Source organism: Janthinobacterium sp. GW823-FHT01H08, assembly GCF_058797855.1.
On record NZ_CM179504.1, the window covers coordinates 1,052,615 to 1,078,819 of the forward strand.

General features: G+C 63.6%; 22 protein-coding genes. 12 read left to right on the plus strand and 10 right to left on the minus strand.

Going from position 1 to position 26,205, the window contains the following annotated elements; translation table 11 throughout:
- Positions 1–7: 7 nt before the first annotated feature.
- A complete protein-coding gene (rodA, locus tag AC3RCG_RS04710) occupies positions 8–1,123 on the plus strand; it encodes a rod shape-determining protein RodA (protein WP_070222781.1) in 1,116 nt (371 codons plus the stop codon).
- Entirely contained in the window at positions 1,123–2,175 is a 1,053-nt protein-coding gene (locus AC3RCG_RS04715; RefSeq protein WP_070311062.1) for a septal ring lytic transglycosylase RlpA family protein, read from the plus strand. The genes rodA and AC3RCG_RS04715 overlap by 1 nt, the downstream gene beginning before the upstream one ends.
- A gap of 160 nt (positions 2,176–2,335) precedes the next feature.
- On the opposite strand, the gene AC3RCG_RS04720 is transcribed toward AC3RCG_RS04715, so the two are convergent.
- From AC3RCG_RS04720 to argS, 7 genes are read right to left on the minus strand one after another with little or no spacing between them, the layout of a single operon-like run.
- Entirely contained in the window at positions 2,336–3,025 is a 690-nt protein-coding gene (locus AC3RCG_RS04720; protein WP_492403533.1) for an SPOR domain-containing protein, read from the minus strand.
- Positions 3,019–3,777, minus strand: coding sequence for a type III pantothenate kinase (locus tag AC3RCG_RS04725; RefSeq protein WP_492403531.1), 759 nt, complete (start codon positions 3,775–3,777; stop codon positions 3,019–3,021). Before AC3RCG_RS04725 ends, AC3RCG_RS04720 begins: the two co-directional genes overlap by 7 nt.
- A gap of 4 nt (positions 3,778–3,781) precedes the next feature.
- Positions 3,782–4,585: a biotin--[acetyl-CoA-carboxylase] ligase gene (locus tag AC3RCG_RS04730; RefSeq protein ID WP_409027282.1), complete on the minus strand. Its 804-nt coding sequence runs from the start codon at positions 4,583–4,585 to the stop codon at positions 3,782–3,784.
- A 10-nt stretch (positions 4,586–4,595) separates the two neighbouring features.
- Positions 4,596–5,357, minus strand: coding sequence for an SDR family oxidoreductase (locus tag AC3RCG_RS04735; protein WP_492403528.1), 762 nt, complete (start codon positions 5,355–5,357; stop codon positions 4,596–4,598).
- Positions 5,358–5,394: 37 nt separating this feature from the next.
- Positions 5,395–6,066: a thiol:disulfide interchange protein DsbA/DsbL gene (locus tag AC3RCG_RS04740; protein ID WP_492403526.1), complete on the minus strand. Its 672-nt coding sequence runs from the start codon at positions 6,064–6,066 to the stop codon at positions 5,395–5,397.
- 9 nt (positions 6,067–6,075) lie between these two features.
- Positions 6,076–6,792 (minus strand): SPOR domain-containing protein, encoded by a 717-nt coding sequence (locus AC3RCG_RS04745; RefSeq protein ID WP_070222766.1) that lies wholly within the window; start codon positions 6,790–6,792, stop codon positions 6,076–6,078.
- Positions 6,793–6,812: 20 nt separating this feature from the next.
- Positions 6,813–8,522: an arginine--tRNA ligase gene (argS, locus tag AC3RCG_RS04750; RefSeq protein ID WP_492403525.1), complete on the minus strand. Its 1,710-nt coding sequence runs from the start codon at positions 8,520–8,522 to the stop codon at positions 6,813–6,815.
- 376 nt (positions 8,523–8,898) lie between these two features.
- Here argS and rsmB point away from each other — a divergent pair, with 376 nt between their 5' ends.
- From rsmB to AC3RCG_RS04790, 8 genes are all read left to right on the plus strand, one after another.
- Positions 8,899–10,320, plus strand: a complete 1,422-nt coding sequence (gene rsmB, locus AC3RCG_RS04755; protein WP_230506384.1) for a 16S rRNA (cytosine(967)-C(5))-methyltransferase RsmB — start codon at positions 8,899–8,901, stop codon at positions 10,318–10,320.
- 97 nt (positions 10,321–10,417) lie between these two features.
- A complete protein-coding gene (locus AC3RCG_RS04760; RefSeq protein WP_226939765.1) occupies positions 10,418–10,924 on the plus strand; it encodes a DUF4390 domain-containing protein in 507 nt (168 codons plus the stop codon).
- Positions 10,924–13,221, plus strand: a complete 2,298-nt coding sequence (locus AC3RCG_RS04765; RefSeq protein WP_070222758.1) for a sensor histidine kinase — start codon at positions 10,924–10,926, stop codon at positions 13,219–13,221. The genes AC3RCG_RS04760 and AC3RCG_RS04765 overlap by 1 nt, the downstream gene beginning before the upstream one ends.
- A 98-nt stretch (positions 13,222–13,319) precedes the next feature.
- A complete protein-coding gene (locus AC3RCG_RS04770) occupies positions 13,320–14,039 on the plus strand; it encodes a response regulator (RefSeq protein ID WP_070222756.1) in 720 nt (239 codons plus the stop codon).
- Positions 14,036–14,437, plus strand: a complete 402-nt coding sequence (locus AC3RCG_RS04775; protein WP_492403522.1) for a GTPase — start codon at positions 14,036–14,038, stop codon at positions 14,435–14,437. The genes AC3RCG_RS04770 and AC3RCG_RS04775 overlap by 4 nt, the downstream gene beginning before the upstream one ends.
- A gap of 156 nt (positions 14,438–14,593) precedes the next feature.
- Positions 14,594–14,851 carry a BTH_I0359 family protein gene (locus AC3RCG_RS04780; RefSeq protein WP_070222752.1) on the plus strand — a complete coding sequence of 86 codons (258 nt, stop codon included), beginning with the start codon at positions 14,594–14,596 and terminating at the stop codon, positions 14,849–14,851.
- An 86-nt stretch (positions 14,852–14,937) separates the two neighbouring features.
- Positions 14,938–15,717, plus strand: a complete 780-nt coding sequence (locus AC3RCG_RS04785; RefSeq protein WP_071653793.1) for a class II glutamine amidotransferase — start codon at positions 14,938–14,940, stop codon at positions 15,715–15,717.
- Between the two features lie 136 nt (positions 15,718–15,853).
- Positions 15,854–17,134: an EAL and HDOD domain-containing protein gene (locus tag AC3RCG_RS04790; RefSeq protein WP_035824533.1), complete on the plus strand. Its 1,281-nt coding sequence runs from the start codon at positions 15,854–15,856 to the stop codon at positions 17,132–17,134.
- A 188-nt stretch (positions 17,135–17,322) separates the two neighbouring features.
- On the opposite strand, the gene AC3RCG_RS04795 is transcribed toward AC3RCG_RS04790, so the two are convergent.
- Together AC3RCG_RS04795 and metH are read right to left on the minus strand one after the other, a co-directional pair.
- Positions 17,323–17,694, minus strand: coding sequence for an SPW repeat protein (locus tag AC3RCG_RS04795; RefSeq protein WP_492403519.1), 372 nt, complete (start codon positions 17,692–17,694; stop codon positions 17,323–17,325).
- Positions 17,695–17,816: 122 nt separating this feature from the next.
- The gene (gene metH / locus AC3RCG_RS04800; RefSeq protein WP_205602323.1) at positions 17,817–21,611 is read right to left on the minus strand and encodes a methionine synthase; all 3,795 of its coding nucleotides are present in this window, start codon (positions 21,609–21,611) and stop codon (positions 17,817–17,819) included.
- A gap of 637 nt (positions 21,612–22,248) precedes the next feature.
- Here metH and AC3RCG_RS04805 point away from each other — a divergent pair.
- On the plus strand, positions 22,249–24,720 hold the full coding sequence (locus AC3RCG_RS04805; RefSeq protein ID WP_492403517.1) for an IPT/TIG domain-containing protein: 2,472 nt from the start codon (positions 22,249–22,251) through the stop codon (positions 24,718–24,720).
- Positions 24,721–24,865: 145 nt separating this feature from the next.
- A complete protein-coding gene (locus AC3RCG_RS04810) occupies positions 24,866–25,273 on the plus strand; it encodes a tautomerase family protein (protein WP_070289978.1) in 408 nt (135 codons plus the stop codon).
- Here AC3RCG_RS04810 and AC3RCG_RS04815 read toward each other — a convergent pair whose 3' ends face one another.
- Positions 25,274–26,176 carry a LysR family transcriptional regulator gene (locus AC3RCG_RS04815; protein ID WP_492403515.1) on the minus strand — a complete coding sequence of 301 codons (903 nt, stop codon included), beginning with the start codon at positions 26,174–26,176 and terminating at the stop codon, positions 25,274–25,276.
- Positions 26,177–26,205: the final 29 nt, after the last annotated feature.

A 26,205-nucleotide genomic window follows, 5' to 3' on the forward strand; every position in this document is an offset into this window, starting at 1 on the left:
GAAGCACATGCCCATTAACGAGAGGCGCTCGCTGTGGCGGCGCGCCAAACCCTACCTGGCGGTGTTCGATCCGCCGCTGATGATCATCATCCTGATGCTGCTGTGCACCAGCCTGCTGACCCTGTATTCGGCCAGCATCGGCATCCCCGGCAAGATCGAGGACCATCTGCGCAACATCATGCTGTGCTTTTTCGTCATGTGGGTGGCGGCCAACGTCACGCCGCAGATGATGATGCGCATCGCCGTGCCGGCGTACACGGTATCGGTGATCTTGCTGGTGGCCGTGGCGCTGTTCGGCACCATCAAGCTCGGTGCGCGGCGCTGGCTGCATATCGGCGTGATCGACATCCAGCCGTCCGAATTCCTGAAGATCGCCACGCCGCTGATGCTGGCCTGGTTCTTCCAGCATAATGCGGGCGCCCTGCGCTGGAAATCGTTCCTGATGGCGGCCGTGCTGCTGCTGGTGCCCGTCTACCTGATCGCGCGCCAGCCCGACCTGGGCACGGCGCTGCTGGTGGTGGCGGCCGGCTTTACCGTCATCTTCCTGGCCGGCCTGTCGTGGAAGGTGCTGGCCGGCTTGCTGATCACCTTTGTTTCCTGCCTGCCGATCGCCTGGTCGCACCTGCATGATTACCAGCGCGACCGCGTGATGATGCTGATCGACCCGACCAAGGACCCGCTGGGCAAGGGCTTCCATATCATCCAGTCCATCATCGCCATCGGTTCCGGCGGCATGACGGGCAAGGGCTGGACGCACGGCACGCAGGCTCACCTGGAATTCGTTCCGGAGCGCACCACCGACTTCATCTTCGCCGTGTATTCGGAGGAGTTCGGCCTGGTCGGTAATCTGATTCTGATGCTGATGTATTTACTGCTGGTGGGACGGGGCATGATGATCGCCGCCAACGCCCCCAGTTTTTTCACTCGCCTGCTGGCAGGAGCGATAACTATGATTTTCTTTACGTATGCGTTTGTCAACATGGGCATGGTCAGCGGCATCGTGCCGGTGGTCGGCGTTCCCCTTCCATTCCTCAGCTATGGCGGCACCGCGCTGCTGACCCTGGGCGTGGCCACCGGTATCCTGATGAGTATTCAGCGCCACCGCAAGCTGGTGCAGACCTGATGCGGGCGCCTGTCGATACCTTCGCCATGCGCGGGCTGAGCCTGGCGGCCTTGCTGACCCTGGCCGCCTGCGGCACCGCGCCGCACAAGCCCGCATCGAACAACGTGCCGCTGCCGTCGGGCGGCAAGGTCAAGGTGCCCGTGCGCCAGGATCCCACCTTGCCGGTCTTGCCGGCGGCCGGCTCCGGGCGCGGCGGCTACTACAAGGATGACGGTCCGGGCGACAATCCGCCTGCCAACCTGCGCGACGTGCCCGATGCGGAAGTGCGCAACGAACCGTATTCGACGCGCTCGAACCGCCCGTATGTTGTCTTCGGCAAGACGTACACGCCGATCACCGACAACGAGCCATTCAAGCAGAAGGGCACGGGCACCTGGTATGGCAAGAAATTCCATGGCCAGCGCACCTCGTCGGGCGAAATCTACGATATGTACAAGATGACGGCGGCCCATCCGACCTTGCCGATTCCATCGTATGCGCGCGTGACGAGCATCGACAGCGGCGAGCAGGTGATCGTGCGCATCAACGACCGCGGCCCGTTCCACGCCACGCGCGTGATCGACGTGTCGTACACGGCGGCGCTGAAACTGGGCTTTCTCGGCAAGGGCAGCCACCAGGTGGTCGTCGAACGCCTGCTGCCGGCCGATATCGATGCCATCCTGGCGGCCCGCGCGGCGCCCAAGCCGGTGCCGTCGGTGGTGGCCATCTCCATCGATACGCCGGCCGACAGCGAACCGGAAATGCGCGCCGTGGTGCAGCCTGAAATCACCGCGCTGTCAGCGGTCGATGCCACCGTGGCCGCGCCCGCGCCAGCGGCGCTGGCCACCGGCTTCTACCTGCAGCTGGGCGCCTATTCGCGTGCGGACAATGCGGAAGCGGGCCGCGCGCAACTGGCGCCGTATGCGCAAACGCTGGGCAATCTTGATGTGGTGCCGGCCGGCCCGTTGTTCCGCCTGTACGGCGGACCGTTCACGAGCCGCACCGATGCGGCGCGCGCGGCGGCCAGCCTGCCGGCGTCGGCGGGTGTCAAACCGATCGTCATTGAGAGATGAGCGTAGGTCGGATTAGCGTGCAAGCGCGTAATCCGACACCATGGTTGGCGTCGCTGGCGTTGTCGGATTACGCGCAAGCGCTAATCCGACCTACCTGGCTGAAGCACAGTGAGCATCGCAGGTTGCCTATGCCGGACGCGCAGTAGGTTTGGTCCGGCGCTTATTTACAGGAGCGCAGTTCCTGCTCGTCGAACTGCTTCGTGATCTCGGCCAGCCGCGCGCGCGTGGCGGCGTCGAGGTCGCGGAACTGGTAGGCAAATTGCTTGCTGGCGCTGTAGCGCGGCGCGACGCGGGCGCTGTGCACGCCCTGTTTGTTGAGCGATGCCAGCTGACTTTGCGCGCTCGTTTCCGACTTGAAGACGCCCAGTGAAATGCCCCAGCGCAGTGGGCTGTTTTCGTTCATGATGAAGTAATTCGTCACGCCCAGCTGCTTCAATTCGCCGGCCTTGCGGTCGGCGCCTTCCTTGCTGCCCTGCGGCGGGATGTACACCATGTAGCTGGAAATGTCCTGGCCGGCGACGTTGCGGCGCGACTGGCGGTCGCCCAGGCTCAGCGCGGCCACTTGCGCTTCGAAGCGGCGGCCATCGGCCAGCAGGAAATTGCCCACCTCCGTGCACGCATACGATGGCGGCGGCGCCGGCGTTTCTGCGGCGACCGGCGCAGGCGCTGTGGCCATGGCCGGTGCGGTCGCCTGCTCCTGCGTCAGCAAGGTGAGCTTGCCCGCCTGCAGCTGGTTTTTCAGGCGCGCCGGTTCGCGCGTCTCGCTGCGAAAACTGCCCAGATAACCCTGGCCGATGGCCAGCACCAGCAGGTTGACGCCGGCCAGCAGCCAGAAGACGAATTTCAGCATACGTGGTTTCCTTGTGTTCCTGCGGCCCCGGCGCGCGCGGCCGCCTGCAGGCCGATCATGACGATATTGTCGACCAGGTGCAGCGGCACCGCCAGCGCCAGGGCCGGTGCGATGCGCAGTGCGGCGCCGCCCGACAACAGGCAGGCGCTGGCGCCGTGCATGCGCACGGCCCGTTCGATGGCGCCCGCCTGCGCCGCCAGGCAGCCGGAGAGGATGGCGTCGTCCGTGTTGTCGGCAAAGCCGGCCGGCAGCACGGCGTCGCTGGCGATGTGCGGCAGCTGCGCCGTATTGCGCGCCAGCGAGCTGGCCATCAGTCCCAGTCCAGGCAAGATCATCCCGCCGAGGAAAACGCCGTCGGCCGTGATGGCGTCGATGGTGGTGGCGGTGCCGCAATTGGCGACGATGACGGCCTGGCCAGGCGCCAGCGCGTGCGCGCCGATGGCGGCGGCAAAGCGGTCGCAGCCCAGCTGCGACGGCGCGCGGTAGCCGTTCGTCAGTCCGGCCAGCTGCGGCAGCGAGACAAAGTCACGCGGCACGACCGGCAACATGGCGCGCAGGCGCGTGCCGATGACGGCGCCCGCCACGTTCGACAGCAGCGCTTCGCTGATGGCCAGTGGTGCCCAGTGCGCGGCCAGGGTGTCGATCTGCGCATGCGCGACGGCGCCGCTGGCCAGCCAGCCGCCGGCCGCGCTGTCGGCGGCCACGAGCGCCCATTTGATGCGCGTATTGCCGGCGTCGATCAGCAGCAGCATGCGCTCACTCCCCGGCCAGGCGCAAGGACACGTCACCCGACATGACTTCCTGCAGGCCGCCATCGGTGCGCAGCAGCAAACGGCCCAGCTGATCGACGCCGGCCGCCACGCCTTGCTGCAGCAGCTGGCCGTTGTCGAGGATTTTCACGTGCTGGCCCTGCCACGCGTGCAGCAGGTTCCAGCGTTCCGCAAACGGCGCAAAGCCGGTGTCGTCGAATTCGGCCAGCACGCCGGCCAGGCGGCTCAGCAGCGCCGCCACCAGGGTGTTGCGCTCCATCTGCGCCAGCCAGGGCACGGCCGAGACGCTGCGCCCGATCTGCCGTTCCAGCGCATCGGGCATCAAGAGATTGATGCCGCAGCCGATGACGGCCCACATGCCGCCGCTATCGTCGCCCTGTGCCTGCTGCGTCTCGACGAGGATGCCGGCCAGCTTGTGGCCATCCTTGAGCAGGTCGTTCGGCCATTTCAGTTGCACCGGCACGCCCAGCGCCGTCATGCTTTCGGCCAGCGCCACGCCGACGGCCAGCGGCAGGCCGACCAGCTGGTGCAGCGGCCCCTTGAAGCGCCAGGCCAGCGAGAACATCAGGCTGGCGTCCGCCTGCGACACCCACGGCCGTCCGGCGCGCCCCCGTCCGGCCGTCTGCTGGCCGGCGATGCGCAGGGTGGGGCCGGCCAGGCTGGCGCAGCGCGCCAGCAGGTCGGCGTTGGTCGATCCCGTTTCATCGACCACTTCGATGGCAACGTGCGAGGCGCCGGTGGCGCAATGGGCGGCGATGGCCGCGCTGTTCAAGTCTGAGTGCTTCGTCATGTTGGTCAGTTCAGTTGCGCGCCTTGTGCGGCGCATTCGCGAAGGCCCGGTCGTAGACGGCATTGGGCAGCGCGCGCAGCAGCTTGGCGACGACGCCCATCTGCCACGGGATCACGCGGTAGCTGTCGCCGTCGGCGATGGCGCGCGCGGCGCGCACGGCGAATTTTTCGGCCGGCATCAGGAAGGGCATGCGGTAGGCGTTGTGGCGCGTCATCGGCGTGTCGATGTAGCCGGGCGTGATGGTGACGACCTTGATGCCCGCCGGTTTCAATTCCAGGCGCAGCGATTCGCAGTAGCTGATGACGGCCGCCTTCGAGGCGCTGTAGGCTTCGGCGCCGGGCAGGCCGCGGATGCCGGCCACGCTGCCGATGCCCACCAGGCGTCCGCTGCCCTGGTTTTTCATGGCGGCGATGAAGGGCGTGAAGGTGGCGACGGTGGCCGTGACGTTGATGGCGATGAGGCGCGCGAAGGCGTCGAGGTCTTCCGCGTGTTCGCTCAGGGTGCCGTAGGACACGCCGGCGCTGGCGATGACGACGTCGATGCCGCCGGCGTGGGCGATGAAGTCCTGTGCTGCGCCTTTCAGGGCGGCGTGGTCGCACACGTCGACGGCGTAGGCGCGGTGGCGTTCAGGGTGGGGCAGGGAAGCGATCAGTTGCTGCAGCGCGTCGCCGCGGCGGGCCAGCAAGCCCAGTTGGGCGCCATGGCGCGCGTACTGCAGCGCCAGGGCGGCACCCAGTCCGCTCGACGCGCCCGTGATGAAAACGCGATGCATCAGGCGATGCCCGGGCGCGCCAGGGAAGTGGCCATGCTTATTTCTTTTCCGCTTTGGCTTTCGCGACCAGCACGTCCATCACGGTGAGCGCCTGGGCGTTCAGCTGCTCTTCGTTCTTGGCCGACTTGCTGCCCTGATCGGCTTGCGAAGGCGAGGTGATGTAGCGGCCGTCGATGGCGATCATGGGCCAGAACGTCACGTTATAGCCCTGCATCATGGCGTCCGCGCGGCGCACGCGGGCCGAGACGCCCATCGAACGGTAGGTGTCGATGAATTTCTGGCGGTCCACGCCCTGCTTGGCGACGAAGTCGAAGACGGCGTCGTCGGTGTTCAGGCGGTTGCGTTCCACGTGCATGGCGTGGAAGACGCCGGTGTGCAGCTTGTCGACCAGGCCCATGGCTTGCAGGGTGAAGAACAGCCGCTGCTGCGGCGCCACGCTCTCGTCGCGCGACACGTGCACGCGCTTGAAGACGATATTGTCGCCCTGTTTCTTGACCCACGCCGCCAGCTGCGGTTCGAGCACGTTGCAGTGCGGGCAGTAATAGGCGAAGAATTCCGTCACTTCGATTTTCTTGCCCGACTCCGTCGCCTGCGGCGCGGGCAGGGTTTCGTATTCGACGCCGTTCTTCGGCTCGGCCGGCGAGGCCGATGCGCCCAGGGCGATGGTGCAGAGGGCGGCGGCGAACAGGATTTTCTTCAGAAAACGCATGCTGGTTCCTTATTTTTGGTTGCGGACGACGGCGACATCGATGCCGTTTTCAGACAGTTTGGTGCGCGCGCGGTTCATCGCTTCGAGCTGGTTGAACGGCCCGATGCGCACCCGGTGCAGCACGCCGGCGTCGGTGCTGCGGTCGCTGATGGCCGCTTCGAAACCGAGCAGCGCCAGTTTGCCGCGCGTGCTTTCGGCGTCCGACATGTCATGGAAGGCGCCGGCCTGCAGATAATAAATCCATTTGTCGCTGGCTGCATCGGCCTTGGCTTCCTTCACGTCTGCCTTGGCTTGCGGTGCTGGCGCCGCTGGTGCGGCCGCCGGCGTTTTCGGCGCCGGCTTGTCCTTCAAGGTACCGATCAATTCCTGCAGCGCGTCCGGCGGCGGTGCCTTCGGCTGCTGCGCGGGTGCGGGCGCCGGCGCCGGCGCGGCAGGCTGCGTCGGCGTGACGATCTCGCGCGGCTCCTTGGAGAAGTCGCGCGCCGCTTCCTTGGCCGCTTCCTTGTTGCCGTACATCGGCTTGTTCGGGTCGGCGATCTGGCCGGCCGTCGGTTCGGCCGACTTGCCGGCCTTGCCCGATTTGTCGGTGAAGGGCGAGGCGCCCTTGGTGATCACCAGGGCGACCACCACGGCGATGCCCAGGCCGATGACCAGGCCGATGATGATGCCGACCAGGGTATTGCCCTGCTGGCGCCGGGTCGAAGAGAAGCGGGAAGCATGATTCATTGACGGTTTGACCTTCGCGATTACATTTTGTTTGGCGCGGACACGCCGATCAGTGCCAGGCCGTTGCGCAGCACCTGGCGCGCGGCGACGACGAGGGCCAGGCGGGCCATCTTGACGGCGTCGTCCTCGACCAGCACTTTTTCGGCGAAGTAGAAGCTGTGCAGGTTGGCGGCCAGCTCGCGCAGGTAGAAGGCGACCTGGTGCGGTCCCAGTTCCGCTTGCGCGCGCGCCAGCATTTCCGGGTAGGCGGCCAGGGTCGCCAGCAGGGTCGCTTCGGTCGGCGCCGTCAGCGGGGACAAGTCCACGCCGGCAAGCGTGCTTTCATCGCCGCCCCAGTTTTCCAGGATGCGGCAGATGCGCGCATGCGCGTACTGCACGTAATAGACGGGGTTTTCATCGGTGGTTTTCAGCGCCACGTCGACGTCGAAGACGAATTCCGTGTCGGCCTTGCGCGAGATCAGGAAGAAGCGCACGGCGTCGCGGCCTTTGGCGATGTCGCCGCCGCCCGACCATTCGATCAGGTCGCGCACGGTCACGTAGGAGCCGGCGCGTTTCGAAATCTTGACTTCTTCGCCGTCCTTCATGACGGTGACCATCTTGTGCAGCACGTAGTCGGGGTAGCCTTGCGGGATGCCCATGTCGACGGCCTGCAGGCCGGCGCGCACGCGCGCGATGGTGCCGTGGTGGTCGCTGCCCTGGATATTGATGGCCTGCACGAAGCCGCGCTGCCATTTCACCAGGTGATACGCGACGTCGGGCACGAAATACGTGTAGGTGCCGTCAGTCTTGCGCATGACTCTGTCCTTGTCATCGCCGAAGTCGGTCGTGCGCAGCCACAGCGCGCCATCCTGCTCGTAGGTGTGGCCCGCCTTGATCAAGGTTTCCACCGCGCTGTTGACCTTGCCGTCCGCGTACAGCGACGATTCCAGGTAGTAATTGTCGAACTTCACGCCAAACGCCTGCAAGTCGATGTCCTGCTCGTTGCGCAGGTAGGTGACGGCGAACGGGCGGATCGAATCGATGTCTTCCACATTGCCGTTGGCCGTCGCTGGCAAGCCGTCGCTGGCCGCAACCGTCTTGCCGGCCTTGAAGTCGCTGGCGATGTCGGCGATGTAGTCGCCGTTGTAGGCGGACTCGGGCCATTCGGCGTCGCCGGGCTTGAAGCCGCGCGCGCGCGCCTGTACGGAGTTGGCCAGAGTCTGGATCTGCACGCCCGCGTCGTTGTAGTAGAACTCGCGCGTCACCTGGTAGCCTTGCGCGTCGAACAGCGAGGACAGGGCGTCGCCCAGGGCTGCCTGGCGGCCGTGGCCCACGTGCAGCGGACCGGTCGGGTTGGCCGAGACGAATTCCAGGATCACTTGCTTGCCGGCGCCTGCCGTGCTGCGGCCATAGCTGTCGGCCTCGCTCAAGATGGTTTTCACCACGGCCTGCTTGGCGGCGGCGGAGACGCGCACGTTGATGAAGCCGGGGCCGGCGATTTCCACTGCCTCGATCAGGCCCTTGCCGGCCGGGTTGGCCAGCACGGCCGTCACGATGGTTTGCGCCAGTTCGCGCGGGTTCTGTTTCAGCTGCTTGGCCAGTTGCATGGCGATATTGCAGGCGACGTCGCCATGCGATGCATCGCGTGGTCGCTCGAGCACCACGGATGGCGTCAGCGAAGTGCCGGCCAGGACGGGAGCGAGGGCGGCCTGGAACAGGGCGATGATTTCTTGTTTCTGTTGGGCGAGCATGAGCAGGATGGCGGTGGAACCGCGTTAAGAATGAATAGAATGAATCAAAAAGCAAAACGGACGGCAAGTATCCAAGCCGCCCAGACTGCGTTAATTATACTGGTTTGCCGCCGGGAACAATACGCTTGCCGGCAGTGTCCCCGTGCTGGCGCGTTTCACGATATTATCAGGACAGCATGCCCATGTTGGTGCGCGAAAACATCAGCATGGCGCATTCTGCTTGTATATATGCAGTTTTTTGCCGCAATTTACATGTATCGCTGCAATCGCTTGGGTCAGAGGACGCCACAAACGCTACAATCGACCCTTTATTGATGACGCGCGGCCGCGACTTTGCCTCCATGCAGCCCGCCGCGCGCAGCCACACCGGATAACTATGAACAAGCGCCCCACGCTGAAATTGAAAACCAAGCCGGCGCCAGGCCAGGCGCCTGCCGCACCGAAATTGCGTCCCAGCTACCATCCCGACCTGAAACCGGTCTTGCAGCCAGGCTTCCAACCCGATTTGCGCGCCGACTCGCTGGCGTTTTGCCTGCTGGGCGCGGCCAATGCCGTGGCGCAAGTGCGCACGGGCACGGCCCTGCCGCAGGCGCTGGCCAAGGTGTTTGCGCAATCGAACGCCAGCCCGCAGGCGCGCGGCGCCATCCAGGATATTTCCTACCGCACCATGCGTCAGCTGGGCCGCAGCGAAACGCTGGTCGGCCTGATGACGTCGAAGGCGCCGGAGCCGCCGATGCTCGCAGCCCTGCTGTGCTGCGCGCTGTCCTTGATGTCGGCCGAGCCGGGCGAGCAGCCGTACGAAGAATTCACGGTGGTCGACCAGGCTGTCACGGTGGCCACCTCGCACCCTGACCTGGCGCATGCCAAGGGCATGGTCAACGCCGTCTTGCGCCGCTTCTTGCGCGAGCGCAAGTCCTTGCTGGAAGCGGCCTTGCAGCAACCTTTGGCGCAATGGAATTATCCGCAGTGGTGGATCGATTCGCTGCGCCTGGCTTACCCGCGCGACTGGCAAGCCATTTTGACGGCCGGCAATGCCGTACCGCCATTGACCTTGCGCGTGAATCGCCGCAAGAGCACGGTCGAAGCCTACCTGGCCGTGCTGGCGGAGGCGGGTATCGCCGCGCGCCAGGTGGGACCGTTTGCCGTGCGCCTCGACAAGCCGATCGGCGTGGCGCTGATCCCCGGCTTCGAGCAAGGTGTCGTCTCCGTGCAGGATGCTGGCGCGCAACTGGCCGCGCCGCTGCTGGATTTGCAGGACGGCATGCGCGTGCTCGATGCCTGTGCGGCGCCGGGCGGCAAGACGTGCCATATCTTGGAACTGGCCGACGTGCACGTGACGGCCATCGATGCGGACGCCAAGCGCCTGCCGCGCATCGCGGAAAACCTCGAACGCCTGGGCCTGGACGCGACCTTGAAGGCGCAGGACGCGCAATCGAGCGCATGGTGGGACGGCCAGCAGTACGACCGCATCCTGGCCGACGTGCCGTGCACGGCCTCGGGCATCGTGCGCCGCCATCCCGATATCCGCTGGTTGCGCCGCAAGGGCGACGCGTTCCAACTTGCAACACTTTCATCCAAAATTCTGGACAACCTGTGGCAGATGCTGCGCCCCGATGGTAAATTGCTGTTCGTGACATGTTCGTTGTGGCCGCAAGAGTCCGAGGCACAGGCGGCGGCATTTGCGGTGCGCAATAATGCGACCCGATTGACAGCGCCTGGCCAGCTGTTGCCGACCGGCAGCGCGGAGCAGGACCACGACGGTTTGTTCTATGCGCTATTCCAAAAAAATGCGGCTTGAGCGATTCGTCGAACCTTTTCTCACGGACACTACCGGCACACTTGTGACAACACGACTCTTCCGACTCCTGGCCCTGCTGCTGATGCTGGCATGTACCATGCCACGCGCGCATGCCGCCGATATGGTCGAGATCACCCGTGCCTACATCGAGGCCAGCGAAGAGGGCTACAAGCTGGCCGCCACGTATTCCTTCGAGCTCAATCATGACCTCGACGATGCCGTGCAGCATGGCGTGCCGCTGTATTTCACGACGGAAATCGAACTGACCCGGCCCCGCTGGTACTGGTTCGATGAAAAAGCCATCGTGGCGCGCCAGACCAGCAAGCTGTCGTACAACGTGCTCACGCGCCAGTACCATGTGTCGGGCGGCGGCTTGCAGCAAAGCTTTCCCACGCTCGACGATGCGCTGTTCCTGATCCGCCGTCCCAGCCGCTGGCTGGTGGCGCGGCGCGGCGAGCTGAAAGTGGGGCAGACGTATAACGTCACCTTGCGCATGGGCATGGACCGCGACTACCTGCCCAAGCCGATACAGGTCAATGCCTTCAATAACAGCGACTGGCGCCTGGCTTCGAATAAAAAAACCTTCTTGTATACGGCGGAGTAGTGAGTCAAGCATTGCGCTATCTGCTGGTGGTGGGCGGCGGCATAGTCAGTATCCTGCTGTTCCTGCTGGCGTCCGCTTCCGATAATTCCGGCTTTTTCGACCGTTACTACACCTGGCTGCTGGGCCTGAACGCGGCCGTGGCCGTGTCCCTGCTGGCGCTGGTGGGTATTTCCCTGGGGCGTCTGTACGCGCGCTACAAGAGCGGCAAGTTCGGCTCCAAGCTGATGACGCGCCTGGTGATGCTGTTCGCCGCCGTCGGCATCCTGCCGGGCCTGGTGATTTTCCTTGTCTCTGTGCAATTTGTCTCCCACTCGATCGAATCCTGGTTCAACGTCAAGATCGAAGCGGCGCTGGAATCGGGGATTGAGCTGGGCCGTGCCGGCCTCGATGCAGCCCTGGTCGAACTCGATCACCGGGGCCACAAGGCCGTCGAAGAAATGGGCGCCGACCCGGTGGCCGGCCCGGCCGTGCTGACCAGCCTGCTGCGCGAAGAGGGCATGCAAAATGCCATGCTCGTCAGCGGCGACGGCGTGCTGCTGGCCAGCGCCGGGCCGCACAGCGCGGCCGACTTGCCGACGCCGGCCATGCTGGTGCAGGCAGCCTTGCCGGCCGGCTATGCCTCCGCCGAAGGGGGACTGGAATTGCACGACGACGGCACGGAGTCGGGCGGCGGCGGTTTCCGCTCGGGCTTGCCGGCGTCGCTGGAAACGGCGGCCAGCCTGCGCCTGCGCGTGCTGGTGGCCGTGCCGGGACCGTCCGTCTCGCCCCGCTACCTGCAACTGCTGCAATCGGTGCCGCCCAAGCTGGCGACGAATGGCGAGGTGCTGCGCGCCGCCTACAGCGAGTACAAGGAACGTTTCGTCGCGCGCGTGGGACTGCGCAAGATGTACATGGAAATCCTCACCTTGACCTTGCTGCTGGCTATCTTTGGCGCCATCGGCAGTGCTTTCCTGATCGCGGGCAACCTGGCCCAGCCCCTGCTGCTGCTGGCAGAGGGCACGCGCGCCGTGGCCGAGGGCGACCTGTCGCCGCGCCCCATCGTCGCCACCAAGGATGAACTGGGTACCTTGACGCAATCGTTCAACATCATGACGCGCCAGCTGCTCGATGCGCGCACGGCCGTGGAAAGCAACCGCGCCGCGCTGCAAAACGCCAAGGCCCACCTGGAATCGGTACTGGCGAATATGTCGGCCGGCGTGATGGTGCTCGATGGCGACTTCAAGCTGGTGACCTGCAATGAATCGGTCGAGCGCATCCTCCAGCATTCCGGGATGAGCATGGTGGGCCAGCCGCTGGCGCAGATTGCTGGAATGGAAGAATTTGGCGGCGCCATCATCAGCGCCTTCACGGCGCAAAGCGCGCAATCGGCGTCGGGCCGCAACCAGCAGCGCCTGCATTGGCAGCGCCAGATCGAGATTCCGCGCCGTCTGGGCAGCAGTGCCGACGAGCATGACATCACCTTGCTGGCGCGCGGCTCGCGCCTGCCGCTGGAGTCCGGCAGCGGCTACATCGTCGTGTTCGATGATATTTCCGACGTCATTTCCGCGCAGCGCTCGATCGCCTGGGGCGAGGTGGCGCGCCGCCTGGCGCATGAAATCAAGAATCCGCTCACGCCCATCCAGCTGTCGGCCGAGCGCCTGCAGATGAAGCTCGAAGGCAAGCTGGAGCAGCCTGATGCCGATCTGCTCAGCCGCGCCACCACCACCATCGTCAAGCAGGTCGATGCGATGAAGCGCATGGTCGACGACTTCCGCGACTATGCGCGCACGCCGCCGGCCGTGCTCGTGCCCCTGCGCCTGAACGAGCTGATCGAAGAGATCCTGAACCTGTATCTGCGCGGCGACGATGGCGACATCATCCACCCGCTGCTGGCGCCGAATCTGCCGATGGTGATGGGCGATCCGACCCAGTTGCGCCAGGTGATCCATAACCTGCTGCAGAACGCGCAGGACGCCATGGCCGACCTGCCGCCGGATTCGCCGCATCCGCGGATTGACGTAAGGACGGAAGCAATTCATTATCGCAGTGCGGACGGCGGCGTGAATATCGCCGTGCGGCTGGCCATCACCGACAACGGTCCCGGTTTTGCGCCAAAAATCCTGGCGCGCGCCTTCGAGCCGTATGTGACCTCGAAAGCCCGCGGCACGGGATTGGGCCTGGCGATGGTCAAGAAAATTATCGATGAACACGGCGGACGCATCGATATCGAGAACCGGGTCGACGGCAATGGCGCTTCGGTGGTCATTTTGCTGTTAAAGTTAGCTCCCGACACTCCTGCCCAGGAATTCCTGGCGTGAGGGTCTGGTTTAGTATTTAAAACACTAATAAAATCATAGTTGTCCGCCGTGTACATCTTGTGCGCGACGGCCGGCGAAATGAGGAAGGCAAGACACGAATGGCAAACATACTCGTAGTGGATGATGAAATGGGTATCCGTGAGTTGCTCTCGGAAATTCTGGGCGACGAAGGACATGCTATCCAGCTGGCCGAAAATGCGCAGCAGGCGCGCGAAGCGCGTGCCGCCGGTGCGCCGGATCTGGTATTGCTGGATATCTGGATGCCCGACACCGATGGCGTCACCTTGCTCAAGGAGTGGCAGCGCGATGGCTTGCTGACCATGCCGGTGATCATGATGTCGGGCCACGCCACCATCGATACGGCGGTCGAGGCGACGCGCATCGGCGCCATGAATTTCCTGGAAAAACCGATTGCCTTGCAAAAGCTGCTGAAAGCGGTCCAGCAAGGCTTGACGCGGGCACAGGAAACCGTGCGCGCGCCGAGCGTAGCGCCGCGTCCCGCGGCACCCGTGGTGACCGAGGAAAGCAGCCATCCCGTGCCCAGCTTTGGCGGCAGCGCGCCGCAACAGCTGATGGTGCGCCCAGGCATCGCCGTACCGGCGGTGGCCGAAGGCCATGGCTACAACCTGTCGTTCGACTTGCCGCTGCGCGAGGCGCGCGATGCGTTCGAGCGCATGTATTTCGAACACCACCTGGGCCGCGAAGGCGGCAGCATGACCCGCGTGGCAGAAAAAACGGGCCTCGAACGCACCCATTTGTACCGCAAACTGAAACAGCTGGGCGTCGAACCGGGCAAGCTGGCCAAGAAAGGCCTGTGACGCCAGCCGTACGGCGTCCGACGCCGCTGACCCTGGTCAGCGGTGCTTGCGCGGCCGGGCGCGAGGCGGCCATCGCGCAAGCCTTGCAGCCTGGCCAGCGGACCGCCGTGATCCTCGAGGGTCTCGCTGACGGCAACGCCATCCTGGCCGACCTGGCCGAACAAATTTCTCCTTCTTCATCGTTTCCACTGCAACTGTTGCGTATTGCGCCCGGCTGCCTGTGCTGCAGCGGCAATCTCGTATTGCGTGTAACATTAAATCGTCTGCTGCGCCATCCACCCGCGCGCCTGTTCATCAGCCTGGCCGACGCCTCGCATATCGAACAGCTGCGCACCTGGCTGACGGCCAGTCCCTACGATGTCCTGCTGGCGCTGGAACCGGACCTGCTTGTTTCCTGAACGCGGCTTTCTGACGGTATTACCGCAGTCGCAGTTTGCATCTCGTTACAACTCTGTAGCCCGCAGGGTGGCCCGGCCGCTTGAAATGGCGGCGTGGGGACCCCACCTCTGTCCTGAAACCGCAAGAGTTTCTCTTGCTTGAGCGAAGGATGCAAAATGAACCTGATCTATAACAGCGAACAATACAGCGTCGTGGAATTCGGCGTCGATGGCGACCTGGAAGCCCTGCGCTTCGGCGGCTATGAAATCGTCGACAAGGGCGGCAAACGCGAGACTTTCATCGCGGGAGTCCTCGCGCAAAACTTCCGCCGCGACGTCACGGAATTGATCGCCAGCGAACCGAGCATGGAAGAGATCGATGAATTTTTGGGCAGCTATGATTCCCTCATGAGCCAGCCGGTCCTGTTGCACTGATTCTGGCTGTCTGATGGCCATCGCCACCATACCAATCCGCAAGGCGGCGTGGTATGGTGGGCATGTTATCCTGCTGCAAACAGACCATGTGCCAACTTCTCGGAATGAATTGCAATGTCCCCACGGATATTGTCTTTAGTTTTACCGGCTTCGCCATGCGCGGCGGCCATACCGATACCCACCATGACGGCTGGGGCATCGCCTTTTTCGAGGGCGCTGGCGTGCGCCATTTCGTCGACCACCAGGCGGCCATCGCCTCGCCCGTGGCCGAACTGATCAAGCGCTACCCCATCAAGTCGCGCAATGTCATCGCGCACATCCGCAAGGCCACGCAAGGCCAGGTGGCGCTGGAAAACTGCCACCCGTTCGTGCGCGAACTGTGGGGCCGCTACTGGGTCTTTGCCCACAATGGCGATTTGAAGGAGTTCAACCCCGTGCTGACGGGCAGTTACCGCCCCGTTGGCTGCACGGACAGCGAACTGGCTTTCTGCTACCTGCTGCAGGAGCTGCACGCGCGCTTCGGCGACGCCCCGCCGGCCTTGCCGCAACTGCATGCCGCGCTGGCGGAGCTGCTGCCCGGCATCGGTGCCCACGGCACGTTCAACATGATGCTGTCGAGCGGCGAGGCGCTGTTTGCCCATTGCTCGACCAGTTTGCACTATCTGGTGCGACAACATCCGTTTCCAACTGCTAAACTCTCCGATGAAGACCTGAGCGTGGACTTTTCCCAGGTGACGACGCCCCAGGACAGAGTGGCCGTGATCGTTACCCAGCCGCTGACGACGAATGAACAATGGACGGCGTTTGCGCCCGGCGAATTGAAATTATTTGTCGATGGGATGGTGCAAGACACGCCAGTGGCCTGATTTTTGACGACAATAGCCTTGATTACTGCCAAAATACCCACAGCGCGGGCGAAATTCAGCTAAAGTATTGTCAATAGTGAACCTTGATGCGGGCGCCGCGCGGCCGGTGTCACTCGACGTGATTGATGAAGAGTTAATGATCGATATTTCCAGCAACGACATCACCCCGAAACCCTTGCGCGTGCGCGAGTTCTATCTGGGGCGACAACCTATCCTCGACCGCAACCAGGCCCTGTTCGGCTATGAGTTGCTATTCCGCAACGCTCCGGTCGGTCCCGCCAACATTACCAGCGACCTGTCCGCCACGGCCTCCGTGATCGCCCACGCTTCCCAGCTGGGCATGGAAAAAGTCATCGGTGACGCGCTCGGTTTCGTCAACGTCGACGCCGACGTGATCATGAGCGACATCTTCGTTTTCCTGCCGCGCGAAAAAGTCGTGCTGGAAATCGTCGAATCGATGCCCGTCACGCCGGAAGTGCGCGCGCGCATCAGCGAACTGGTGGGCCACGGCTTTACTTTCGCGCTGGAAAACGTCGTCTCCGATACGGCGCAAGTGCAGGAACTGTTGCCGTTGGTGCAATACGTCAAGATGGACATGAGCACGGTCGACCCGAAAGTGCTGGCAGCGCTGGCGCCCCGTTTCAAGCAGGAAAACAAGAAACTGGTGGCGGAGAAGGTCGAGACGCGCGAAGAATTCAAGTCGGGCCTGGACCTGGGCTTCGATTATTTCCAGGGTTATTATTTTGCCAAGCCCGCCATCATGACGGGCAAGAAGCTGTCGCCGTCGCAACTGGCCGTCATGGAACTGATGACGCTGGTGACCTCCGATGCCGACAACATGGACATCGAGCGTGCCATCAAGCGCGACGTGTCGCTGGCCCTGAACCTGTTGCGCCTGGTCAATACGCCGGCCGTGGGTGCGCGCCAGCGCATCGATTCGCTGAGCCAGGCCGTGACCGTGCTGGGCCGCCGCCAGCTGCAGCGCTGGCTGCAAATCATGCTGTACGCGGAGCCAAGCAAGCGTGGCCATAGTATGACGCCGCTGCTGATGCTGGCGACCACGCGCGGCCGTTTACTCGAATTGCTCGCGCATAAACTGCGCCCGAACCATGCCCATTCGGCCGATATCGCCTTTACGGTCGGCATCATGTCGCTGATGGATACCCTGTTCGGCGTGCCGATGTCGGAAATCCTCAGCCAGATCGAAGTGATCGACGAAGTGGCCGAAGCGCTGCTGTCGCGCGAAGGCTTCTACGGCGACCTGCTGCGCCTGGCCGAATGCATCGAACGCATCGAAGACATGGAAGGCGAGATCGTGCCGACCTTGCGCGACCTGGCCATGTCGCCGGACGACCTGGTGGAACTGGAAATGGCGGCCTACGAATGGAGCGATAACGTAGTGCGTTATGCGCTGTAAGTTGGATTAGGTGGGGCCGCCGAGGCCCAAAGGGCCGTAATCCGACACAACATTGTTGGCACTGACCGGTGTTGTCGGATTACGCGCAAGCGCTAATCCGACCTACCCGCTGTAACGTCCCGGATTTCCACTTTTAAAAAACCCTGCACGGCATGCCGTGGCAGGGTTTTTTTACGCCGGTAGCTGCGCTACGCGGCAGCGCCGGGCCAGTGCTTGTGCAGTTCGGGGTCGGTGCGCAGCTCCCACAGGGCCAGCACGGCGACGGCGATACCGACGATCAGCTCGTTCCACATGACGACGCGCTGATCTGCCAGCCGCAGCACCCACGGCGAGGCGGCGACCCAGATGCCCACCAGCAGGTTGACGACGACGGCCCAGAAATAGGTCTTGTACAGATCGAAGGCGGCCAGCACGGCGATGACCAGGCCCGAGACAAAGGCGTTGATCATCTGCGGCGAGCCTTCGGGATAGGAAAAGGCCCAGGGCGAGACGAGCAGCCACAGGCCCAGCAACAGGATCACTTGGTCCTGCCAGCGTTTCAGTTTGAAGTTGGTTGCCATATTACCTCCTTGCCGGTTGGGGAACGGGCCGGAGCGGGCATGCAGCATGCCGGCCGGCATACTGCGTTAGTGCGCTGCGGCGCGCGAAAAGTTCCGCGCGCCGCAGCGCAAGGCGATGGTGCTTACGACAAGTTGGGCGCCAGCCAGCGTTCCACGTCTTCGATGCTGGCGCCACGGCGCTTGGCCATGTCTTCCACCTGGTCCATGCCGATCTTGCCGACGACGAAGTATTTCGACTCCGGGTGGGCAAAATAGAAGCCGGAGACGGCCGCGCCTGGGAACATGGCATACGATTCCGTCAGCTGCATGCCGATTTCCTCGGCCTGCATGACCTCGAACATCTCTTTCTTGACCGTGTGCTCGGGGCAGGCCGGGTAGCCGGGCGCCGGGCGGATGCCCACGTATTTCTCGGCGATCATGTCGTCGTTGCCCAAGTGTTCATCGGGCACGTAGCCCCACAAATCCTTGCGCACGCGTTCGTGCAGGTACTCGGCAAACGCCTCGGCCAGGCGGTCCGCCAGGGATTTGAGCATGATGGACGAGTAATCGTCGTGCGCATCCTCGAAGCGCTTTTCATACTTTTCGATGCCCAGGCCGGACGTGACGGCAAACATGCCGATGTAATCCTTCACGCCCGACGCCTTCGGCGCGATGAAGTCGGCCAGGCACTGGTTCGGGCGCTGCACGCCGTCGACCACGGGTTTGACGCCTTGCTGGCGCATGCCGTAATACGTGAACGCCACCGTACTGCGCGTATCGTCGGTGTACACCTCGATATCGTCGTCATTGACGCTATTGGCTGGCAGCAAGGAGACGACGCCGTTGGCCGTCAGCCAGCGTCCGTCGATGAGTTTTTTCAGCAAGGCCTGGCCTTCCGCGTACACCTTGGTGGCCGCGTCGCCCACCACTTCATCCGTCAAGATGGCGGGGAAGGGACCGGCCAGGTCCCAGGTCTGGAAGAATGGGCCCCAGTCGATATAGTTGGCCAGCGTGGCCAGATCCACGTTCTTGAACACGCGGCGGCCGATGAACTTCGGCTTTACGGGCGTGCACGGGCCGTCGAACGGCACGACCATCTTGTTCGCGCGCGCCTGCGCCAGCGGCAGGATGGGCAGGGCCTTCTTGTTGGCGTGCTGTTCGCGGATACGCGCATAGTCGAGTTCGATGTCTTCCACGTACTTGTCGCGCTGTTCCGGCGTCAGCAGCGATTGCGCCACGGACACGGAACGCGAAGCGTCCGGCACGTAGATCACGGGGCCTTCGTAGTTGTGCGCGATTTTCACGGCCGTGTGGGCGCGGCTGGTGGTGGCGCCGCCGATCAGCAGGGGAATCTTCAGCATGCGGAAGTGTTCGTCGCGCTGCATTTCCTTGGCGACATACGCCATTTCTTCCAGCGACGGCGTGATCAGGCCCGACAGACCGATGATGTCGGCGTTTTCCACCTTGGCGCGGGCGAGGATTTCCGAGCACGGCACCATCACGCCCATGTTGACCACTTCGAAGTTATTGCATTGCAAGACTACCGTGACGATATTCTTGCCGATGTCATGCACGTCGCCTTTCACGGTCGCCATGATGATCTTGCCCTTCGGCTTGGCGACGATGCCCGTGCGCTGCTCTTCGAGCAGCTTTTCTTCCTCGATGAACGGAATCAGATGGGCCACGGCCTGCTTCATCACGCGCGCCGATTTCACCACTTGCGGCAGGAACATTTTACCTTGGCCAAACAGGTCGCCGACCACGTCCATGCCGGCCATCAGCGGTCCCTCGATCACGTGGATGGGGCGCCCGCCATTGTGCAGCAGTTCCTGGCGCGCTTCTTCCGTGTCTTCCACGATGAATTGCGTGATGCCATGCACGAGCGCGTGCGACAGGCGTTCCTGTACTGTTCCCTCGCGCCAGGCCAGGGTTTGCGCTTCGGCCTTGCCGCCCGCCTTCAGGGTGCCGGCAAATTCGATCATGCGCTCGGTCGAGTCTTCGCGGCGGTTCAGCACCACGTCTTCCACGCGCTCGCGCAATTCCGGGTCCAGGTTGTCGTACACGCCCACCATGCCGGCGTTGACGATGCCCATGGTCATGCCGGCCTTGATGGCGTGGTACAGGAAGACGGTATGGATGGCTTCGCGGGCGGGATCGTTGCCGCGGAAACTGAAGGACACGTTCGACACGCCGCCCGAGATCTTCGCGTACGGCAGGTTTTCCTTGATCCAGCGCGTGGCGTTGATGAAGTCGACGGCGTAGTTGTTGTGCTCTTCGATGCCGGTGGCCACGGCAAAGATGTTCGGGTCGAAAATGATGTCTTCCGGCGGGAAGTCCAACGCATCGATCAGCAGGTGGTAGGCGCGGGCGCAAATCTCGATCTTGCGCTCGAAGGTGTCGGCTTGCCCTTTTTCATCGAAAGCCATGACGATGACGGCGGCGCCGTAGCGGCGGCACAGTTTCGCCTGGCGCAGGAATTCCTCTTCGCCTTCCTTCATGGAAATCGAGTTGACGATGGCCTTGCCCTGCACGCATTTGAGGCCCGCTTCGATGACCGACCATTTCGACGAGTCGACCATGATGGGCACGCGCGAAATATCGGGTTCCGAGGCGATCAGGTTCAGGAAACGCGTCATGGCGGCCAGCGAATCGAGCATCGCCTCATCCATATTGATGTCGATCACTTGCGCGCCGTTTTCCACTTGCTGGCGCGCCACGGACAAGGCTTCGTCGTATTGCTCGTTGAGAATCATGCGCGCGAACGCCTTGGAACCCGTGACGTTGGTGCGCTCGCCCACGTTGACGAACAGCGACTCGTCGTTGACGACGAACGGTTCCAGGCCCGCCAGGCGCAAGTCGTGCGACGGGGCCGGCACGGTGCGCGGCGTGTTTTTCGACAGCAACTCGCCGATGGCGGCGATGTGCTCGGGCGTGGTGCCGCAGCAGCCGCCCGCCATGTTCAAAAAGCCCGCGTCGGCAAACTCGCGCAGCAGGGCGGATGTGTCGGCTGGCAACTCGTCGAAGCCCGTGTCGCTCATGGGATTGGGCAAGCCCGCGTTCGGGTAGATGCAAACAAAAGTGTCGGCGATCTTGGCCAGTTCTTCCGCGTACGGGCGCATCAGGGCGGCGCCCAGCGCGCAGTTCAGGCCGATGGTCAGCGGTTTCGCGTGGCGCACGGAATTCCAGAAGGCGGGCACGGTCTGGCCCGACAGGATGCGGCCCGAGGCGTCCGTGACGGTGCCGGAAATCATCAAGGGCAGGCGCACGACGGTAGGGTTTTGTTCATAGAACAGGTCGATGGCGAACAGGGCCGCCTTGCAGTTCAAGGTATCGAAGATGGTTTCCACCAGCAGCACGTCGGCGCCGCCCTCCACCAGGCCCTGCGTCTGCTGCAGGTAGGCGGCCACCAGCTGGTCGAAACTGACGTTGCGCGCGGCCGGGTCGTTGACGTCGGGCGAGATCGAGGCCGTCTTTGGCGTGGGTCCCAGGGCGCCCGCGACGAAGCGCGGCTTGTCCGGGGTGGAATATTTATCGCAGGCGGCGCGTGCCAGCTTGGCCGCCTGGACGTTCATTTCATAGGCCAGGTGGGCCATGTGGTAATCGTCTTGCGCGATCGTCGTGGCGCCGAAGGTATTTGTTTCGATCAGGTCGGCGCCCGCCGCCAGGTAGCGCTCGTGGATTTCCTGGATGATGTGCGGCTGCGTCAGGGTCAGCAGCTCATTGTTGCCCTTGACGAACAGTTCGCGTGCGCCGCTGTCGGCCGGTGCGGCGAAATCGATGAAGCGGCCGGCGGGACCGCCACGGTACGCTTCTTCGTCGAGCTTGTACTGCTGGATGATCGTGCCCATGGCGCCGTCGAGGATCATGATCCGCTGCGCCAGGATGGCGCGCAAGGTGGCTTCGGTCGGGGACATGGCGGGGATCACGGTATCGTTCATTTCATGCTTTCAATAGGCAAACGGGCGGCGGCGCGGCGACAAGACAGGTACGGGGCGGTTGCGGGCCAGCAGGATCAGCTGACGGAGTGTGCCCGCCGGGTAGGGCAGGCAGAAGGTGGCAATCGCCTGAATCACCGGGTCTAAAATTATACGGCATCAGGCTGCTTTGGTTTTAAGCAAAAGCGGCCGTTCGCCTCGCGGCAGGCTTGCTTGCAACAGATCGGCTTGCGCCGCGCCTGATTCTGAAATGACATTCCTGAAAATCTTACTCAAAGTGTTAATTCTTCCGCCAAAATTGCCAGGAAGATATGTCCTCCAGGCTGTGGAAAAATTCCCACATTATTGGCGCCATAGCAGCCTGTTTTTAATAGATTGTATGGCAATAACTGCAAAGGAAAATAATTTTGATTCAAGGCCATGTAGGTGGGGGCGAATAATTCTTAGATAAATATTTCCAGACGAATACTTTATTATTATCAAAACCAATTGAATCAAAAGCATTAATAGTTGTCTTTGGGAATCGAATTAACCGATAATATGGGTTCTTCGAAATCACATTCTCACCAAAAGTCACCAATATGTCACATTTCTCTCGTGTCCTCCCCGGCATCGCGCTGCACCAACATGGTTGCCATCCATGAAAAACCATCTGCTTGTTGCATTGTTTCTTGTGCTGGGCCTGTCCGCTTGCGGCGGTGGCGGCGGTGGTGACACGGCGGTGGCGACCACGTCGGGCAATCCTGCCGTGGTTCCTGCCGTAACGGCCGTCTCGGCGGCGAATGTCGCCGTGGGCGGCAGGCTGGTGGTGACGGGCACGAATCTGAGCCGCGTGACGGCTTTCCAGGTAGGCGGCGTGAACGTTGCCGCCAGTGCCAGCAGCGACACCAGCGTGACCCTGGCCATGCCGGGCACCCCTGTGACGGGCGCCTTGAGCCTCGTCAGCGCCAGCGGCACGGCGACCACCAGTTATAACGTCAATGTGTACTTGCCGCTGAGCGTGAGCAGCATCGCGCCAGCGACGGGCGGCGTCGGTTCCAGCGTGACGATCGCGGGCGGCGGCATGGGCGCCGTGACGGCGGTGCAGTTCGGCAGTGGCGCGGCGGCAACGCCGCAAAGCCAGACAGCCGGCAGCGTGACGGTAGTGGTGCCTGCGGGCGCAGCGACAGGCGCGCTGACGGTGCGCGGTCCGTACAACGATGTGATCAGCAGCGACACGTACACGGTCCTGGCGAGCGTGGCAGTGACGTCGATCACGTCGGCCGTCAACGGCGCGACCTTGTCGGTGACGCTGCAGGGCAGCAATCTGGACCAGGTCAGCTCGGCAACGGTGGGCAGTACGCCAGCCGTCATCGTCAGCGCCAGTAGCAGCCAGCTGCTGCTGTCTGCGCCAGCGTCGGCAACGGGCAACGTGATGCTGTCGGCCGCTTCGCGCATCGCCGTGAATGCGGGCACGGTGTCGGCCTTTACCTTGGGCAGCATTGATTTCGCGCAGGTACTGAACTTGAATTCCAGCGATGCCGCCTTGCGCCTGACGCGCGGCAAGCCGGCCGCCGTGCGCGTCTCCGTGCTGGCCACGCAAACAGGCCAGACCAGCCCGGCCGTGATCTTGAATGCGACCGCCGCCAATGGCGGCAACCTGGGCAGCATTACCATGAGCGGCCCATCGGTCTTGCCGACGGTGAAAAGCGATTACAGTTTCAACGGCAATTTCAGCGCCGTCCTGCCTGCTGGCTGGATCTTGCCCGGCGTGCGCGTGCGCGTGACGGCAGTGGGCAATGACGGCGTGCAAGTGAGCCAGGAAGCGGCGCCCGTGGTGGGCAGCGCAGCGAAAATTCACCTGGTGCTGGTACCGCTGAGCACCGATGATGGTGTGGCGCAATTGCCGGACGCCGAGGTGATCCGTGCTGCACTGACGCGCGTGTATCCGTATGCGGCGGAAAATATCAGCATCACCACGCGCACGGCGCTGAGCATGCCAGGCAGCAGCACGGCCGACAGCTGGTGGAGCGATGCCTTGGACAAGCTGGACAACAAGCGTGCACTGGAAGACCGCGGCGCCTATTATTATGGTTTCGTGCCGAGAATGTCTTCCACGCGCACCGCCGGCCTGGCCTACATCAACCCGACGGGCAGCAGCAATGCCTTCACGGCGGCCATCGGCCTCGATGCCAGGTTCAACAGCATTGCCTCCGTCGATCCCTTTGGCAATAGCTGGCCTGAATGGCTGACCACGCTTGTGCATGAGCTGGGCCATAACCACTCGCTGCAGCACGTCGCCTGCGGCGGTCCAGCCAGTGCGGCCACCGACTACCCGTATCCGAATGGCGAACTGGGCCCGCAACCGCTGTACAACAGCGACTATGCGGGCATCATTGGCCAGTTGAGCAAGGCCGTGTATGGCGCTACGCCGATGAAGGACGTGATGAGCTATTGCAGCGGTGCCTGGTTCTCCGACTACAGCTATGTGCGGGTACAGCAATTCCTGGAAAGGCGCAGCACGCAGGTGACGGGCAGCAATGTGCTGGCCGCCAGCATGTCCGTGGCCGAGAACGGCTATCTGACCATTTCCGGCCGCATCACGCCAGCCGGTGTGGGGCTGCGTCCCGCCGTTGCCTCATCTGCGCGCATCGGCCCCGCTGCCGGCGGCAGCGGCCATGCATATACCCTGCGCGTGCTGACGGCGTCGGGACAGACTATCGACTTGCCTTTTGATGGCGTTTCCGTGGCTGATCATGGCGGCAACGCCATGAGTCATTTCCGCGTCAGCTTCGCCAACCCGGGCGACATCAGCGACGTGCAAGTGCTGCAAAATGGCAAGGCTTTAGCCAAGCTGGAGCGCTCTGCGCGCCGCAGCAGGGCCGCCGCCAACGATGCCACGTTCGATGCGACACAAAGCGGCGGCAAGCTGGCGCTGGTCTGGAATGCCGATGCGGAACCCTACGCCGCCGTGCTGCACGTGGCCGCCGATGGCCGCAAGACGGTGGTCGCCAGTGACTTGACGGGCGGCAAAGCCAGCGTCGACGTCAGCGCCTTGCCGGCCGGCGGCCGTTTCGAGGTCAGCCTGTCGTCGTCCGTGGGCGCACGCCTGATGAGGGTGCAGCGCCGCTAAGCCAGCGGGCTCGATGCAACGAGGGCTTGCCGCGGCAAGCCCTTTTTTTTTGTGTGGAATATGCACAGATCCTGTACCTGGCGAGGGCTGCCGTTTCACCTCCCGCCTGCCTAGAATGGGGCTTCATCCACTTGCGGAGCATCCCATGCCCATTCTGAACCTGCGTTTGTCCACCACGCCCGATGCGCGCCAGTCGGCCGCCATCGCCGCCACCTTGAGCACCTTGACGGCACAGTTGCTGCACAAGGCGCCCGAACTGACGTCGGTGGCGATCAGCCATCTTGACGCGGCGCACTGGTTTGTCGGCGGGCCATCCCTGCAGGTGCAGGGCAAGGCCAGCTTTTTCCTAGATATCCTGATCAGCGATGAAACGAATACGGCGGCGGAAAAGGCCGCGTATATCGCCGCCGTGTTCGCCGCCATGCATGAGCATCTCGGCGCCTTGCATGACGTCAGCTACATCCACGTGCACGACGCGCGCCAGGCGGCCTGGGGCTACGGCGGCTTGACGCAGCAGTTCCGCGCCGTGCGCAAGGCGCTGCAGCCGGCCTGATCAATCCCAGCGGTGATTTTGATAGTGTTGCACGGCAAAATCGATGAAGACCCTGACCTTCGGCGACAGCTGGCGGCTGTGCGGATACAGCGCGTACAAGGTGCGTGGGCGCAAGGTGTAGCCGGGCAAGACTTCCACGAGCTGGCCGCTGCGCAGCGCGTCGCGCACGATGAAGCCGGCCGCGCCGGCAATGCCCATGCCGCCCACGGCAGCCTCGCGCAGGGCCACGCTGGTATTGGCTTGCAGGCTGCCGCGCACGGCTACCTTGTGCACGGCGCCGCCCGCATCCGTGAACGACCACTCGGCCGGCTTCTCGCCGGAGCTGTACATCAGGCAATCGTGCTGCGCCAGGTCGTGCGGCGTGGCTGGATGGCCATGGCGGGCCAGGTAGGCGGGCGAGGCGACGGCCAAGGTGCGGCTGCTGCCCAGCTGGCGCGCCACCAGGGTGGAGTCGGGCAAGCCGCGCGCCAGGCGCAGCGCCACGTCGAAGCCATCGTCGATCAGGTCGACGATGCGGTCATTGCAGACGAGATCGATGTGGATGTACGGGTAGTGGCGCGTAAAGTCGGGCAGCCAGGCGGCCAGTTCCAGGGTGCCGAAGGCCATCGGCGCATTGATGCGCAGGCTGCCGGACGGCTGCGCCTGGTGCATGGCGACGGCGCGGTCGGCCGCATCGAGGGCGTCGAGGATGTCGCGGCTGGCCAGATAGTATTCCTGGCCGGCGGCCGTCAGGGCGAAGCGGCGCGTGGTGCGGTTGAGCAATTGGGCGCCCAGCTGGCTTTCCAGCTGGCGGATCTGGCGCGACACGATGGAGTGGGAAATGCCGAGCGCGGCGCCGGCGGCCGTGAAACTGCCCAGTTCCACGACGCGGCGCAAGGCGCGCAGGGCGGTCAGCTGGTCCATGGGCGCTTGCCGCCGGTATCGATGGCTTA

Coding starts and splice junctions, on each gene's coding strand:
- AC3RCG_RS04810 (WP_070289978.1), top strand. CDS start 24,866: ATGCCCATTCTGAACCTGCGTTTGTCCACCACGCCCGATGCGCGCCAG.
- AC3RCG_RS04740 (WP_492403526.1), bottom strand. CDS start 6,066: ATGCGTTTTCTGAAGAAAATCCTGTTCGCCGCCGCCCTCTGCACCATC.
- AC3RCG_RS04730 (WP_409027282.1), bottom strand. CDS start 4,585: ATGACGAAGCACTCAGACTTGAACAGCGCGGCCATCGCCGCCCATTGC.
- AC3RCG_RS04795 (WP_492403519.1), bottom strand. CDS start 17,694: ATGGCAACCAACTTCAAACTGAAACGCTGGCAGGACCAAGTGATCCTG.
- AC3RCG_RS04720 (WP_492403533.1), bottom strand. CDS start 3,025: ATGCTGAAATTCGTCTTCTGGCTGCTGGCCGGCGTCAACCTGCTGGTG.
- AC3RCG_RS04780 (WP_070222752.1), top strand. CDS start 14,594: ATGAACCTGATCTATAACAGCGAACAATACAGCGTCGTGGAATTCGGC.
- argS (WP_492403525.1), bottom strand. CDS start 8,522: ATGCTCGCCCAACAGAAACAAGAAATCATCGCCCTGTTCCAGGCCGCC.
- AC3RCG_RS04735 (WP_492403528.1), bottom strand. CDS start 5,357: ATGCATCGCGTTTTCATCACGGGCGCGTCGAGCGGACTGGGTGCCGCC.
- AC3RCG_RS04790 (WP_035824533.1), top strand. CDS start 15,854: ATGATCGATATTTCCAGCAACGACATCACCCCGAAACCCTTGCGCGTG.
- AC3RCG_RS04760 (WP_226939765.1), top strand. CDS start 10,418: ATGCCACGCGCGCATGCCGCCGATATGGTCGAGATCACCCGTGCCTAC.
- AC3RCG_RS04745 (WP_070222766.1), bottom strand. CDS start 6,792: ATGAATCATGCTTCCCGCTTCTCTTCGACCCGGCGCCAGCAGGGCAAT.
- AC3RCG_RS04815 (WP_492403515.1), bottom strand. CDS start 26,176: ATGGACCAGCTGACCGCCCTGCGCGCCTTGCGCCGCGTCGTGGAACTG.
- AC3RCG_RS04715 (WP_070311062.1), top strand. CDS start 1,123: ATGCGGGCGCCTGTCGATACCTTCGCCATGCGCGGGCTGAGCCTGGCG.
- rodA (WP_070222781.1), top strand. CDS start 8: ATGCCCATTAACGAGAGGCGCTCGCTGTGGCGGCGCGCCAAACCCTAC.
- AC3RCG_RS04785 (WP_071653793.1), top strand. CDS start 14,938: ATGTGCCAACTTCTCGGAATGAATTGCAATGTCCCCACGGATATTGTC.
- AC3RCG_RS04805 (WP_492403517.1), top strand. CDS start 22,249: ATGAAAAACCATCTGCTTGTTGCATTGTTTCTTGTGCTGGGCCTGTCC.
- metH (WP_205602323.1), bottom strand. CDS start 21,611: ATGAACGATACCGTGATCCCCGCCATGTCCCCGACCGAAGCCACCTTG.
- rsmB (WP_230506384.1), top strand. CDS start 8,899: ATGAACAAGCGCCCCACGCTGAAATTGAAAACCAAGCCGGCGCCAGGC.
- AC3RCG_RS04725 (WP_492403531.1), bottom strand. CDS start 3,777: ATGCTGCTGCTGATCGACGCCGGCAATACGCGCATCAAATGGGCGCTC.
- AC3RCG_RS04770 (WP_070222756.1), top strand. CDS start 13,320: ATGGCAAACATACTCGTAGTGGATGATGAAATGGGTATCCGTGAGTTG.